This is a genomic window from Amycolatopsis thermalba, from assembly GCF_023376025.1.
Taxonomy (GTDB): Bacteria; Actinomycetota; Actinomycetes; order Mycobacteriales; family Pseudonocardiaceae; genus Amycolatopsis_E; species Amycolatopsis_E thermalba.
The window spans coordinates 6,124,125-6,137,495 of record NZ_CP091196.1 but is presented as its reverse complement, the minus strand read 5'-3'; the positions used below and the strand labels follow the sequence as shown (position 1 = coordinate 6,137,495).

Annotated in this window: 9 protein-coding genes; 6 read left to right on the top strand and 3 right to left on the bottom strand. The window is 72.3% G+C overall.

The window, feature by feature from the left end:
• Positions 1-19 precede the first annotated feature (19 nt).
• The gene (gene hrpA / locus L1857_RS29710; RefSeq protein WP_116114078.1) at positions 20-3,892 is read left to right on the top strand and encodes an ATP-dependent RNA helicase HrpA; all 3,873 of its coding nucleotides are present in this window, start codon (positions 20-22) and stop codon (positions 3,890-3,892) included.
• Here the strand turns inward: hrpA and L1857_RS29705 are convergent, their stop codons facing one another.
• The gene (locus tag L1857_RS29705) at positions 3,893-5,551 is read right to left on the bottom strand and encodes a bifunctional 3'-5' exonuclease/DNA polymerase (RefSeq protein WP_249466950.1); all 1,659 of its coding nucleotides are present in this window, start codon (positions 5,549-5,551) and stop codon (positions 3,893-3,895) included.
• 868 nt (positions 5,552-6,419) lie between these two features.
• On the opposite strand from L1857_RS29705, the gene L1857_RS29700 reads away from it, so the two are divergent.
• The 3 genes from L1857_RS29700 to L1857_RS29690 all read left to right on the top strand — a co-directional run bounded on the left by L1857_RS29700 (position 6,420) and on the right by L1857_RS29690 (position 9,764).
• Complete coding sequence (locus tag L1857_RS29700) at positions 6,420-8,048, top strand: acyl-CoA synthetase (RefSeq protein ID WP_116113928.1); 1,629 nt, start codon at positions 6,420-6,422, stop codon at positions 8,046-8,048.
• A gap of 20 nt (positions 8,049-8,068) precedes the next feature.
• Positions 8,069-9,241, top strand: a complete 1,173-nt coding sequence (locus tag L1857_RS29695) for an MFS transporter (RefSeq protein ID WP_429728432.1) — start codon at positions 8,069-8,071, stop codon at positions 9,239-9,241.
• Between the two features lie 169 nt (positions 9,242-9,410).
• On the top strand, positions 9,411-9,764 hold the full coding sequence (locus L1857_RS29690) for a hypothetical protein (RefSeq protein WP_116113886.1): 354 nt from the start codon (positions 9,411-9,413) through the stop codon (positions 9,762-9,764).
• A 3-nt stretch (positions 9,765-9,767) separates the two neighbouring features.
• On the opposite strand, the gene L1857_RS29685 is transcribed toward L1857_RS29690, so the two are convergent.
• Entirely contained in the window at positions 9,768-10,673 is a 906-nt protein-coding gene (locus L1857_RS29685; RefSeq protein WP_094004106.1) for a hypothetical protein, read from the bottom strand.
• A 214-nt stretch (positions 10,674-10,887) separates the two neighbouring features.
• On the opposite strand from L1857_RS29685, the gene L1857_RS29680 reads away from it, so the two are divergent.
• On the top strand, positions 10,888-12,060 hold the full coding sequence (locus tag L1857_RS29680) for a S8 family peptidase (protein WP_249466949.1): 1,173 nt from the start codon (positions 10,888-10,890) through the stop codon (positions 12,058-12,060).
• 34 nt (positions 12,061-12,094) lie between these two features.
• The gene (locus tag L1857_RS29675) at positions 12,095-12,757 is read left to right on the top strand and encodes a histidine phosphatase family protein (RefSeq protein WP_094004108.1); all 663 of its coding nucleotides are present in this window, start codon (positions 12,095-12,097) and stop codon (positions 12,755-12,757) included.
• Here the strand turns inward: L1857_RS29675 and L1857_RS29670 are convergent.
• The gene (locus L1857_RS29670; protein WP_094004109.1) at positions 12,744-13,361 is read right to left on the bottom strand and encodes a TetR/AcrR family transcriptional regulator; all 618 of its coding nucleotides are present in this window, start codon (positions 13,359-13,361) and stop codon (positions 12,744-12,746) included. The genes L1857_RS29675 and L1857_RS29670 overlap by 14 nt on opposite strands.
• Positions 13,362-13,371 lie beyond the last annotated feature (10 nt).

Here is a 13,371-nt window from a genome sequence, read left to right as displayed (position 1 = left end):
GAGCTATCCTGGGAGCCGTATGTCTACGCGATCCCCCCTCGAAGACCTCCGGGCCCGCCTGCCCGGCCTGATGCTGCGCGACGAGCACCGGTTGCGCCGCCGGCTCGACGGCGCCCGCCGGGCGCGCGACAAGGACCGCGTCGCGCGGGAGATCGCCGCCGACATCGACGCCGCCGAGGCCCGCGTGCAGCGCCGCCGCGCGCCGGAGATCCGCTACCCCGACGAGCTGCCGGTCTCCCAGCGCAAGGACGACATCGCCGCCGCGATCCGCGACCACCAGGTGGTGATCGTCGCGGGCGAGACCGGCTCGGGCAAGACCACCCAGCTGCCCAAGATCTGCCTCGAGCTGGGTCTGGGCGTGCGCGGCCAGATCGGGCACACCCAGCCCCGCCGCCTGGCCGCCCGCACCGTCGCCGAGCGCATCGCCGAGGAGCTGAAGACCGAGCTGGGCAGCACGGTCGGCTACAAGGTGCGCTTCACCGACTCCTCCGGCGACGACACCATGGTCAAGCTGATGACCGACGGCATCCTGCTCGCCGAGATCCAGAGCGACCGGATGCTGCGCCGCTACGACACCCTGATCATCGACGAGGCCCACGAGCGCAGCCTCAACATCGACTTCATCCTCGGCTACCTCAAGCAACTCCTGCCCAAGCGCCCCGACCTGAAGGTGATCATCACCTCGGCGACCATCGACCCGGAGCGCTTCTCCAAGCACTTCGACGACGCGCCGATCGTCGAGGTGTCCGGCCGCACCTACCCGGTCGAGGTGCGCTACCGCCCGATCGTCGACCCGGACGACCCGGCGTCCGAGGACCGCGACCAGGTCACCGCCATCGCCGACGCCGTCGAGGAGCTGTGCGCCGAGGGGCCGGGCGACATCCTCGTGTTCCTCTCCGGCGAGCGGGAGATCCGCGACACCGCGGACGCGCTGAACCGGATGGACCTGCGGAACACCGAGGTGCTGCCGCTCTACGCGCGGCTGTCCGCGGCCGACCAGCACCGCGTGTTCAGCCGCCACACCGGGCGGCGGATCGTGCTCGCCACCAACGTCGCCGAGACGTCGCTGACCGTGCCGGGCATCAAGTACGTCATCGACCCCGGCACCGCGCGCATCTCCCGCTACAGCCACCGCACCAAGGTGCAGCGGCTGCCGATCGAGCCGGTCTCGCAGGCCTCGGCCAACCAGCGCAAGGGCCGCTGCGGCCGCACCTCCGACGGTATCTGCATCCGGCTCTACAGCGAAGAGGATTTCCTGTCCCGGCCGGAGTTCACCGACCCGGAGATCCTGCGCACCAACCTCGCGTCGGTCATCCTGCAGATGACCTCGCTCGGCCTCGGCGACCTGGCCGCGTTCCCGTTCGTCGACCCGCCGGACCGCCGCCAGGTCACCGCCGGTGTCCAGCTGCTGCAGGAACTCGGCGCGCTGGAGGAGTCCGCGAAGGAGCGGCGGCTCACCGAGATCGGCCGTCAGCTCGCGCAGCTGCCCGTCGACCCGCGGCTGGGCCGGATGGTGCTGGAGGGCGCGCGTGCCGGGTGCGTGCGCGAGGTGATGATCATCGCCGCCGCACTGTCCATCCAGGACCCGCGCGAACGGCCGGCGGACAAGCAGGAGGCCGCGGCTCAGCAGCACGCCCGGTTCGCCGACAAGTCCTCGGACTTCCTGGCCTACCTGAACCTGTGGGAGTACCTGCGGGAGCTGCAGAAGACGCTGTCCAACAGCCAGTTCCGCAAGCGCTGCAAGGCGGAGTACCTGAACTACCTGCGCGTGCGGGAGTGGCAGGACATCTGCAGCCAGCTGCGGCAGCTCGCCAAACCGCTGGGCGTCACGCTCGACTCCGAGCCGGCCGACCCGCAGCGCGTGCACACCGCGCTGATCGCCGGGCTGCTGTCGCACATCGGGCTCAAGGACCCGGAGAAGGGCGACTACCTCGGCGCCCGCGGCACCCGGTTCGCGATCTTCCCCGGCTCGGCGCTGTTCAAGAAGCAGCCGCGCTGGGTGATGTCGGCCGAGCTGGTGGAGACCTCGAAGCTGTGGGGCCGCGTCAACGCGCGCATCGAGCCGGAGTGGATCGAGCCGCTGGCGCAGCACGTCGTCAAGCGCACCTACTCGGAACCGCACTGGGAGCGCAAGCGCGGCGCCGTGATGGCCTCGGAGCGGGTCACGCTCTACGGGGTGCCGCTGGTCGTCGGGCGCAAGGTCGACTACGGGCGCATCGACCCGGAAACCTCGCGCGAGCTGTTCATCCGCCACGCGCTCGTGGAGGGCGACTGGGACACCAGCCACAAGTTCTTCAAGGAGAACCGGGCGCTGCTCGACGAGGTCGAGGACCTGGAGAACCGGGCCCGGCGCCGCGACCTGCTGGTCGACGACGAGACGCTGTTCGAGTTCTACGACCAGCGCGTCGGCGAAGAGGTCGTCTCCGCGCGGCACTTCGACAGCTGGTGGAAGAAGGTCCGCGACAAGCAGCCGGACCTGCTCAACTTCGAAAAGACCATGCTGCTCAACGAGGCCGCGGAGCAGGTGTCCGAATCGGACTACCCGGACACCTGGACGCAGGGCTCGCTGCGGTTCCCGCTGACCTACCAGTTCGAGCCGGGCGCCGACGCCGACGGGGTCACCGTGCACATCCCGGTCGCGGTGCTCAACCAGGTCACCCCGGACGGGTTCGACTGGCAGGTCCCGGGGTTGCGCGAGGAGCTGGTGACCGCGCTGATCAAGTCGCTGCCCAAGCAGCTGCGGCGCAACTTCGTGCCGGCGCCGGACACCGCCGCGCAGGTGCTGTCCAGGGTCGGCCCCGAGGACGGCCCGCTGCTCGACGTGCTGGCCCGCGAGCTGGAGGCCCTGCGCGGGGTCGCGGTGCCGCCGGACGCGTGGCAGCTCGACGCGGTGCCCGACCACCTGCGGATGACGTTCCGGGTGGTGAACGACAAGCGCCGCAAGCTCGCCGAGGGCAAGGACCTGGCGGTGCTGAAGGAAGAGCTGAGCGGCGAGGTGCGGGCGACGATCTCGGCGGCCGCGGACAGCATCGAGCGGGCCGGGCTGACCACGCCCGCGTTCGGGGAGCTGCCGCGCGTGTTCGCCGGGAAGCGGCGCGGGCACCAGGTCAAGGCGTACCCGGCGCTGGTCGACGAGGGCGACACGGTGGCCGTGCGGATGCTGGACACGCCGGTGCAGCAGCGGCAGCGGATGTGGCAGGGCACGCGGAAACTGTTGCGGCTCAACCTGCCCTCGCCGATGAAGTTCATCAACCGTTCGCTGAGCAACCAGGCGAAGCTGGCGCTGAGCCGCAACCCGCACGGCGGTGTGGCGGCGCTGCTGGAGGACTGCGTGGACTGCGCGGTGGACAAGCTGATGGCCGACCACGGCGGCCCGGCGTGGGACGAGGCCGGGTTCGCGGTGCTGCTGGAGAAGGTGCGCGGTGCGCTGAACCCGACGGTGCTGGACGTGCTCACCGAGGTCGAGAAGATCCTGACGGCCGCCAACGAGGCCGAGGTCGCGCTGGAGGGTGCCCGCGGTCCGGCGGAGTCGCTGGCGGACATGCGGCAGCAGCTGTCGCGGCTGGTGTACCCGGGTTTCGTGACCGGCACGGGTTTCGACCGGCTGCCGCACCTGGTCCGGTACCTGCGCGGAATCGGGCGGCGGCTGGAGAAGTTGCCGTCGATGGGCGCGAAGGACGTCGAGCTGCTGCGCGACGTCGAGTGGGTGACGGGCGAGTACGAGGCGGCCGTCGCGGCGCTCCCGCCGGGTGTGACGCCGGGGCCGGAGCTGCTCGACGTGCGGTGGATGATCGAGGAGCTGCGGGTGAGTTTCTTCGCGCAGACCCTGGGGACGGCGCACCCGGTGTCGTTGAAGCGGGTGATCCGCGCGCTGGACAAGGCCGCCGCGTAGCTACTTCGCGTCGGCGTAGGTGTCCACTGTGGCCGGTTGCATCGGGAAGTGCACGGGGCAGGCGGGGCCGAACGTGAGCGCGGCCGCCTCCGGGACCGACTCGCCGATGGCGGCCTCGACCTGGGGCGCCAGGTCCTCGGGGGTGTGCACGATGACCTCGTCGTGCTGGAAGAACACCAGGTGCGCGGGCGTGGGCAGCTTGCGCCGCAGGGTCGCGAGCAGCACGGCGGTGAAGTCGGCGGCGCTCGCCTGGACGACGAAGTTGCGGGTGAAGCGGCCCCAGTTGCGGGCCGCCTGGCGGGCGCGGGTCTCGTCGGAGTTCGCGCCGCCGGTGAGGGCCCGCCACGCTTCGCTCGGCGCGGGGGAGACCCGGCCGAGCCGCGACCGCACGCGCTCGCCGCGTTCCCCGGCCTGCGCGGCGCGCTCCACATAGGACACCGCGTCCGGGAAGCGTTGCCGCAGCAGGGCGAGCAGTGACGCGGCTTCGCCGGCGGTGCCGCCGTACATCGCGGACAGCATGGCGATCTTCGCGCGGGGCCGGCCTTCCTCGGCGGTCATGGTGCCGGCGAACATGGCTTCGGACAGGCGGGCGTACAGGTCGGTGGAGGCGGAGGCCTCGGCCAGGCGGCGGTCGCCGGACAGGGCGGCCAGCACGCGGGGTTCGAGCTGGGCGGCGTCGGCCACGACGAGCTTCCAGCCGGGGTCGGCTTTCACGCACACGCGCAGGGTCTTCGGGATCTGGAGGGCGCCGCCGCCGCTGCTGGCCCACCGTCCGGAGACGACGCCGCCGACCACCCACTCCGGCCGGAACCGCCCGTCGGCGACCCACTCGTCGAGCCACATCCAGCCGTTGGCCGAGTGCAGGCGGGAGAGTTCGCGGTACTCGATGAGCAGCGGGACGGCGGGGTGGTCGATGTCGCGCAGGACGTGCGCCCGTGCGGAGGGGATGGAGATGCCCTCGCGGCCGAAGGCACGCACGATGGTCTGCGGGCTGTCCGGGTTGACGGGTTTGCCGCCGAAGGCTTCGGTGATGCGCGCCGCCAGCTCGACGAGTTTCTTGGGCCGTTGACCGGCCGGCACGCGGGGGCCGAGCAGCTCGGTCAGGAGGGCGTCGTGCACGTCGGCGCGCCAGGGCAGCCCGTCGGCCCGCATCTCCTCGGCGACGAGCGCGCTGGCCGACTCCGCCGCGACGAGCAGTCGGAAGCGCTCGGGGTGCTCGACGTGCCTGATGCGGCGCTCCTGATCGGCGAGAACGGCCGCGGCCGCGTCGGCGACGCTGGTGCCGGGCGGGAGGCCGGAGGCGCGGGTCTCGAAGAGGGCGGGCTGGACGTCGGCGTGGGTGGGCGCGTCCGGGGGCGGTTCCTGGCCGTGGAGTCGTGCCCAGGCGGCGGGCAGCGCCTTGGGCTGACCGGCTTTGCCTTCCGCGGCGAGGAGCAGACCTTCGGTGAGGGCGAGGTCGTGGCAGCGCTGCAGGCGGAGGTTCGCGCGCAGGAGGAGCGGGTAGAGCTGGGGAACGGAGGGAAAGACCCACCGCGGTGCGTGGGCGCGCTCCAGCTGGGCGAGGTAGCCGGCGAGCTGGTCGCCCGGCGCCCCCCGGCGGCCCTCGGGTGTTGCGATGAGGAAGCTGCCATCCTCCTCCCGCGTGACGATCACCTGCACGGGCCCATTGTGCGCCGGGGGACCGACAGTTTCGGGAGGGTGTGCTTGGGGACGGGAGCGGGGCGTGCCTTCCTGCTCGTGGGTGGGGCGTTCCCGTCGCGGGTGGGGTTCTTCGCCGTGCCGGGTGTGGATTCAACAAGGGCACGGCGCTGCGTGACACCTAGTGCGGGGGGCTGCGCGACGCCGCACTAGGTGGCGCAGCACCACCGCGGCTGCGCGCGCCATGGTGGCGCTGCGCCCGCAGCGCTCGCGCTGCCACGCGGTGCTATGCCGTGCCTACTCCAGGCTGCCGCGCTGTCCGCGCGGCCCCGCGCTGGCCCCGTGCTGCCGTCTTGCCAGCTGCCCGCCTGGTCTGGTGGTCGAGCCACTCGTCCACCCGCCCACTCGTCCACCCGCCCGGCCGGCCCGATTGTCGAGCCACTCAACCAGTCCGCGACCCGCCCAGCCATGCCCGCCCGGCTGCCGACCTGCCGCCACGCTCCACACCGCACGGCGCGTTGTCATGCTCCGCTGTTGTTGCTTTGCCGCGCCCGCCTCGACGCCGCCCTGTCAGCTCCCCGCTGCCGCAACGCCGCATGCCGCAACGCCGCACTGCCGTGCCTGCCCGTGTGCCGCACCTGCCTGTGGTGTCCGCACCCGCGCTGCCGCGCTCGCCTGCCGCACCAGCGCTGCCGCGCTCGCCTGCCGCACCAGCGCTGCCGCGCCCGGCCACTCCCACCCCACCCTGCGCCCCACCCACGCCCGACCCGCCCTATTTATCCCTTTCGCCCGTTCCGCCCCGCCACCCTGGCGCACCCCCACGCCCTTCGGCTACTGTCCAGTAACCACACATACTCCCAGTACGGTCGGCCCAATGGAGGTGCTGTCCATGCGAATTCCGCCCCGCTTGTCCGTGCTCCCCGGCAAGGTGGCGGAGACCGCGCGCGGCCTGGAGGTCATGTGGCGCGCCGGGCTCGTCCCGTTTCCCCGGTTGGACGAAGGTCTGCGCAGCGTGATCGCGACCCGCAAGGTGGGTCCGTTCGCCGCCGCGGCGCAGACCTCCGCCCGGCGCGATCCGAACGCCATCGGGCTGGTCGACGAGCTGGGGCCGCTCACCTTCCGCGAGCTCGACCTGCGCTCCAACGCGCTCGCCCGCGCCTGGGCGGACCGCGGCGTGCGGCCGGGCACCGTGATCGCGGCGCTGTGCCGCGACCACCGCGGTCTGGTCACCGTCATGATCGCCGCGGGCAAGGTCGGCGCGCGCCTCCTGCTGATGAACACCGGCTTCGCGAAACCGCAGCTCACCGACGTCGCCGCGCGGGAAAAGGTCCAGGTGCTCGTCCACGACCAGGAGTTCACCGAACTGCTCTCCGGCATCCCGGACACCGTCGACCGCTACCTGGCCTGGGTGGACGAACCCGACCCCGCCGACCACATCCCCGTCCTCGACGAGCTGATCGCCAGCACCGACGACCGCCCGCTGCCCCCACCGCCCCAGCGCGGCGGGTTCGTGCTGCTCACCAGCGGCACCACCGGCACCCCGAAGGGCGCGCCCCGCGAGCGGACCTCCGTGCTGGCCACCGTCCAGTTCCTCGACCGCATCCCGTTGCGCGCCGGCGAGGCCACGTTCCTCGGCGCGCCCATCTTCCACGGCACTGGCATCTCGCAGTTCATCCTGTCGTTCGCACTCGGCTGCAAGGTCGTGCTGCGCCGCCGGTTCGACCCCGAAGCCACGCTGAAGGGCGTCGCCGACCACGGGTGCACCGCGCTGGTCCTCGTCCCGACCATGCTGCAGCGCATCGTCGACCTCGGGCCGGACATCCTGGGCAAGTACGACACGTCGTCGCTGCGGATCATCTTCGTCGCGGGCTCGGCGTTGTCCCCCGACCTCGGCAACCGCGCCACCGAGGCGTTCGGCGACGTGATCTACAACCTGTACGGCTCCACCGAGGTCGCGGTCGCCACCGTCGCCACCCCGGAGGACTGGCGCAAGGCCCCCGGCACCGTCGGCCGCCCGCCGGTCACCTGCAAGGTCCAGCTGTACGACGAGCAGGGCAACCGCATCACCGAGCCGCACGTCACCGGGCGCGTCTTCGTCGGCAGCGGCCTGTCCTTCGAGGGCTACACCGACGGCCGCCACAAGGAGATCATCGACGGCCTGCTCTCCACCGGCGACGTCGGCCACTTCGACGAGAACGACCTGCTGTTCATCGACGGCCGCGACGACGAGATGATCGTCTCCGGCGGCGAGAACGTGTTCCCGGTCGAGGTGGAGAACCTGCTCGTCGAGCACCCGGACGTGCTCGAAGCCGCCGTGATCGGCGTCCCCGACGCCGACTTCGGCCAGCGCCTCAAGGCGATCGTGGTGACGAAGAAGGACTCCAAGCTCGACGCCGACGCCATCCGCGACTACGTCAAGGGCAACCTCGCCCGCTACAAGGTGCCGCGCGACGTCGAGTTCGTGCCGGAGCTGCCGCGCAACGCGACCGGGAAGGTGCTCCGCAACAAGCTCAGCTGACTCCCCAATCTTCCTCTATGATGTGGGCGGTGTCCACTATAGGGGAACGACACCTCCGCCGGGCGCTCGTCGGGATGTGCGGCACGCAAGTGATCAGCTGGGGCGCGCTCTACTACGCGCTCCCGGTCGCCACCGCGCAGATCGCGGGCACCACCGGGTGGACACCGAGCACCATCACGCTCGCGTTCTCGGCCGGCCTGCTGGTCGCGGCGGGTGCGGGCATCCCGCTCGGGCGCATGATCGACCGGTACGGGCCACGGCTGGTGATGACCGCCGGGTCGGTGCTCGCCGCCGTCGCGCTCGTGCTGGTGGCCACGGCGCCGAGCCGCCCGCTGTTCTTCCTCGCCTGGGGAGTCGTCGGCGTGGCGCAGGCGATGCAGCTGTACCCGCCGGCGTTCGCGGCGATCACCATCTGGTACGGCGACCGCCGGGCCCGTCCGCTGACCATCGTGACGCTGGTCGGCGGCCTGGCGAGCACCGTGTTCGCGCCGCTCACCGCGTTGCTGGTGGACCAGGTCGGCTGGCGGGCGAGCTACCTGGTCTACGCCGCGGTCTTCGTCGTGGTCAACCTGCCGGTGCACTGGCTGCTGCTCACCCCCGCCTGGCCGGACCACCGCACGCGCCCCGCGGCCACCCCGGTGCGCCACGTGACCCGCTCGGCCCGGTTCCGGCTCCTGCAGACGGCGATGACGCTGGCCGCTCTCGGGTTGTACGCGTCGGCGATCGTGGTCGTGCCGCTGTTCGTGGAACGGGGCCTGAGCCACGCGCTCGCGGCGGTCGCGCTCGGGCTGGTCGGCGCGGGCCAGGTCCTCGGGCGGCTGGTGTTCGCCGCCGTGCCGCGCAGCAGCGCGCCCGCCGCGCGCACGACCGGCGTCCTCGCCGCGAGCTGCGCCGCGCTCGTCCTGCTCGCGTTGCTGCCCGGGCCCGCTGGCGCGTTGCTGGCGGTCGCGGTGATCCTCGGCATGGCCCGCGGCGCCTTCACGCTCGTGCAGGCCACGGCCGTCGCCGACCGCTGGCTGACGGCCCGGTTCGGGGCGCTCAACGGGCTGTTCAACGCGCCGATCACGGCGGCCACGGCCATCGCGCCCGGCGGGGCGATCGTGCTCGCCGAACGCGTCGGCGGGTACGCCACGGCCCTGATCCTGCTCGCGGTGCTCGCCGGGATCGCCGCCGTCCTGGCCGCGCTGACCTGATGGCGGACGCGAGCCGTTCGGCGACGCTGGATTGCCGGTCGGCGCTGAGTACCGCGATCGGGGTGACGGTAACGAGCCGGTTCTGCACCATGAGTGATGTCGCGGCATGCCCTGCTGCCACAGGGAGCCGCGCGGTTGCCGACGTCCGTCCGGAGAGGAAGGCATCAACGTGCCTACCGTACAACCGCCGAGCGACGCCACGCGCAACGAGCCGTCGCCGGAACGGCGCAAGATCGTGCTCGACGAACGGTTCCTGGCCGCGGCCGCACCGGCCATCGTGGACAGTCCGCCGGCGGGCCGCCAGGACGCGGCGGCCCGGCGGTTGCTGGACCGGACGGCCGGCGGCTGGGCCCGGGTCTGGCGGGTGGTGCTGCTCGGCCTGACGGCGGTGTCCGCGCTGGGGATGATCGCGTTCGCCCTGATGAAGGCCGTCCCGCCCACCGCGTTGTGCATGCTGGCGCTGGTCGTGGTGAAGATCGCCGACCAGTGGAACAGCCGTCGCCTGCCCCGCCTCGGCGCCTGAGGGTCACTCCCAGGAGATGCCGAACACCCCGGGGCCGTAGTCGAGCGCCACGGCGTGCACCCCGCCCGCCGTGTCGAGGTGCAGTTCCCGCCGCTCCTCGGTCTCCGCGGAGCCCCGGCGCGCGTACTGCCAGCACCCGCGCAGCGCGTCGGCCTCGTCGAAGCGGATCTCCAGCAGGTACTCGCGGATGGGGCGGCGGAACTCGCGGTAGTAGGTGTTCTCGCAGTCCGGGTACGGCGGCCCGCTGTTGGTCAGCGTGTACTCGATCAGGCAAGTCTCGCCGCGGTGGATCGGGCGGTCGAACAGCAGCTCGGCGACCGTCAGGCCGTGCTCGGGATCGATCTCGACCCGCCCGCTGCGGCAGTTGCGCAGCTGGTGCAGCGCCGGCGCGGGCGCGCCGCCGTGGTCGTACACCAGGATCCACCGGTCCTGCTGGTCGGCGGTCGCCTGGAACACCGACCGCGTGGTCAGCGAGCGTTGCCGTCCGCCGGCCGCGATCTCGCAGCGGTCGTGCAGGTTGAGCAGGTTGAGCCGGTGCTGCTGCTCCAGCGCGTGCGGCGCGCCGACCCGTTCCAGCAGGATCCGCAGCGCCTCCATCGGGAACTTCACGACCCCGTCCGCCTGCCTGCGGGACGGCAGCCCGCGCGGGCGCGGCGGCGGGAGCAGGGACAGCAGCTCGCCGCGCTGCAGGCCGAGGACGTCCTCGAGCACCCGCACCGCCGAGATCGAGCTCTGCCGCTCGGGCTGCCGCTTGCCGGACTGCCAGTAGCTCAGGGCCGTGACGCTGATCGGCACGCCGCTGGCCTGCAGGCGGGCCTGGATGCGATCGAGACTGAGCCCACTGCGGGCGATCGCGGACCGGAGTCTCCTGGCGAACGGGCTCGGCACCGCGCGCTCGGACGTGGACACCTGTTACCACCTGGAAATCGACTTCGCCAGCGCTGATGGTAGCAGTCAGTGACTTCTACTCGGCCGAGAACGACGATCTACGTCTCATCCCTTCGGGTGGTTCGCAGATAGCTCAATTGGGTGAGTACTGGTAACTGTGAATCATTGCCCCTGCTCTGGCCCCCGGGATTGCATGAGATCGCACCACCCGGTCGGGGAGAGGAGACGGCGGCTCATGCGGAAGCGCGCGATGTGGTCCGGACTGGCGGCGGCCGCCGCGGCGGTGGTCGCCACGACCGCCTGGGCCGGGCCCGCCCAGGCGCGGGAGGGCCGGATCCTCGGAGCCGGCACCCCCGGCTCGGTGGCGGACAGCTACCTCGTCGTCCTCAAGCAGAACGCCACCTCGCGGGCCGGCGACCTGACCAGTCGCTACGGCGGCGCCACCACCCGGACCTTCAGCGCCGCGCTGCGGGGCTTCGCGGTCAACGCCGGCGAAACGCAGGCCAAGCGCCTCGCGGCCAACCCCGACGTCGCCTACGTCGCGCAGAACCACGTCCTGCGCATCACCGACGTCCAGCAGAACCCGCCGTCCTGGGGGCTGGACCGCATCGACCAGGCCAACCTGCCGCTCGACTCGTCCTACCGCTACGCCACCCCGGCCGGCGACGTCACCGGCTACGTCGTCGACACGGGTGTGCGGGTGAGCCACGAAACCTTCGGCGGCCGCGTGACCGGCGGCAAGGACTTCATCGACAACGACGACGACCCCGCCGACGAGCACGGCCACGGCACCCACGTCGCAGGCACCATCGGCGGCAGCGAGTACGGCGTGGCCAAGGGCGTGCGGATCGTCCCGGTACGCGTGCTCGACGCGCAGGGCAGCGGCACCACCGACCAGGTCGTCGCCGGCATCGACTGGGTGGCGCAGACCGCGAGCGGGCCGTCCGTGGCGAACCTGAGCCTCGGCGGCAGCGCCGACCCCGTGCTCGACGACGCCGTCCGCGGCGCGATCGCCAGGGGCGTCACCTTCGCCATCGCCGCCGGCAACGAGGGCGCCGACGCCGGCGACGACTCCCCGGCGCGCGTCACCGAGGCGATCACCGTCGCCGCCAGCGACCAGACCGACCGGCAGGCGAGCTTCTCCAACTACGGCAGCGTCGTCGACCTCTACGCGCCGGGCGTGAACATCACCTCGTCGTGGGGCACCGGCGACACCGCGACCACCACGATCAGCGGCACCTCGATGGCCACCCCGCACGTGGCCGGCGCCGCGGCGCTCTACCTGGCCGGGCACCCGGACGCGACCCCGGCGCAGGTCGCCGACGCCCTGATCGCGTCCGCCACGCCGGGCAAGATCTCGGGCGCAACCTCGGGCACGCCCAACCGTCTCCTCAACACCGCTGGCTAGGCTGCGGCGGGCACGGCGAGCGAAAGGACGGCCGATGGGCGCCATCCACCTGATCCGGCACGGTCAGGCTTCCTTCGGCGCGGCCGACTACGACCGGCTGTCCAGCACCGGCATCGAGCAGGGCGCGGTGGTCGGCGCCGAGCTGCTGCGCCGCAAGATCCGCGTCACCGAGGGCCGGACCGGGTCGATGGCCCGTCAGCGCGCCACCGCGGAGATCGTCCTGGACTGGCTCGGGGCGGGCGCCGCGGCCAAGGAGGATCCGCGCTGGAACGAGTACGACCACGTGGACATCGTCGCCCGGCACGGCGGCGGCGCGCGGCAGGACGCGAACGACCCGCGCGGCTACCAGGAAGTGCTGGACGCCTCGCTCGCCGCGTGGGTCCGCGCCGGCGACGACAGCCCGTGCGCGGAGACCTGGCCGCGGTTCGCCGAGCGGGTGCGTGGCGCGCTGGCCGACCTGGTCGGCGTGCTGCGCAAGGGGGAGAGCGCGGTGGTGTTCACCTCCGGCGGGGTGATCGGCACGCTGGCCGGGCACCTGCTCGGTGACCCCGCGATGGGGTTGCTGCGGCTCAACCGGGTGACGGTGAACTGCGGGATCACCAAGCTGGTGTCCGGACGCGGCGGGGTCACGCTCGTGTCGTTCAACGATCACGCGCACTTCGAGGGGCGGGCCGCCCGGCTGCTCACCTATCGGTGACCGCGGGGAACACCTCCTCGATCAGCGTCACCAGCGAGCGGGACAGCAGCGTGTGCACCTGGTCGCGGTCGAGGTCGCCGCGCAGCAGCCACTCGCGGCCCGCCGCCTTGACCATGCCGCCGTAGGCGCGGATCAGCGCGTTGCAGGCCTCGGAGTGCGCGGGGTCGACCTTCACGCCCAGCGCCTCCAGCACGCGCGCGGCCGAGCGGCGTTCGGCCTCGACGAGGATCGCCTCGACCTCGGGATCGCTGCCCAGGCCATCCGGGGCGGTCGCCACCAGCCAGGTCTTGCCCTGTTTGGTGACGAGGGTGAGGAACCAGTCGACCGCGACGCGGGCCTTCTCCTCGAGCGGGCCGTCGGTGACGATGTCCAGCGCCGCGGTCGGGATCGTCATCGTGCGGCGCAGCACCGACAGGTAGAGCTGGCGTTTGGTGCCGAAGTAGTGGTTGATCAGCCCACGGGCGACGCCGGCCGCCGCCGCGATGTCCGATGTGGACACCTCGGCGTACGGGCGCTCGCCGAAGAGCCGGGCGGCGCAGGCGAAGATCTGTTCCCTGCGCTGGTCCGGTTCGAGTCTCCGCCACCGGGGCTCGGAGTCGGTCATGGGCGACATG

What these genes read in the sequence shown, in the direction of transcription:
- hrpA (WP_116114078.1), top strand. Translation starts at nt 20, where the DNA reads ATGTCTACGCGATCCCCCCTCGAAGACCTCCGGGCCCGCCTGCCCGGC.
- L1857_RS29700 (WP_116113928.1), top strand. Translation starts at nt 6,420, where the DNA reads ATGCGAATTCCGCCCCGCTTGTCCGTGCTCCCCGGCAAGGTGGCGGAG.
- L1857_RS29670 (WP_094004109.1), bottom strand. Translation starts at nt 13,361, where the DNA reads ATGACCGACTCCGAGCCCCGGTGGCGGAGACTCGAACCGGACCAGCGC.
- L1857_RS29675 (WP_094004108.1), top strand. Translation starts at nt 12,095, where the DNA reads ATGGGCGCCATCCACCTGATCCGGCACGGTCAGGCTTCCTTCGGCGCG.
- L1857_RS29695 (WP_429728432.1), top strand. Translation starts at nt 8,069, where the DNA reads ATGTGGGCGGTGTCCACTATAGGGGAACGACACCTCCGCCGGGCGCTC.
- L1857_RS29680 (WP_249466949.1), top strand. Translation starts at nt 10,888, where the DNA reads ATGCGGAAGCGCGCGATGTGGTCCGGACTGGCGGCGGCCGCCGCGGCG.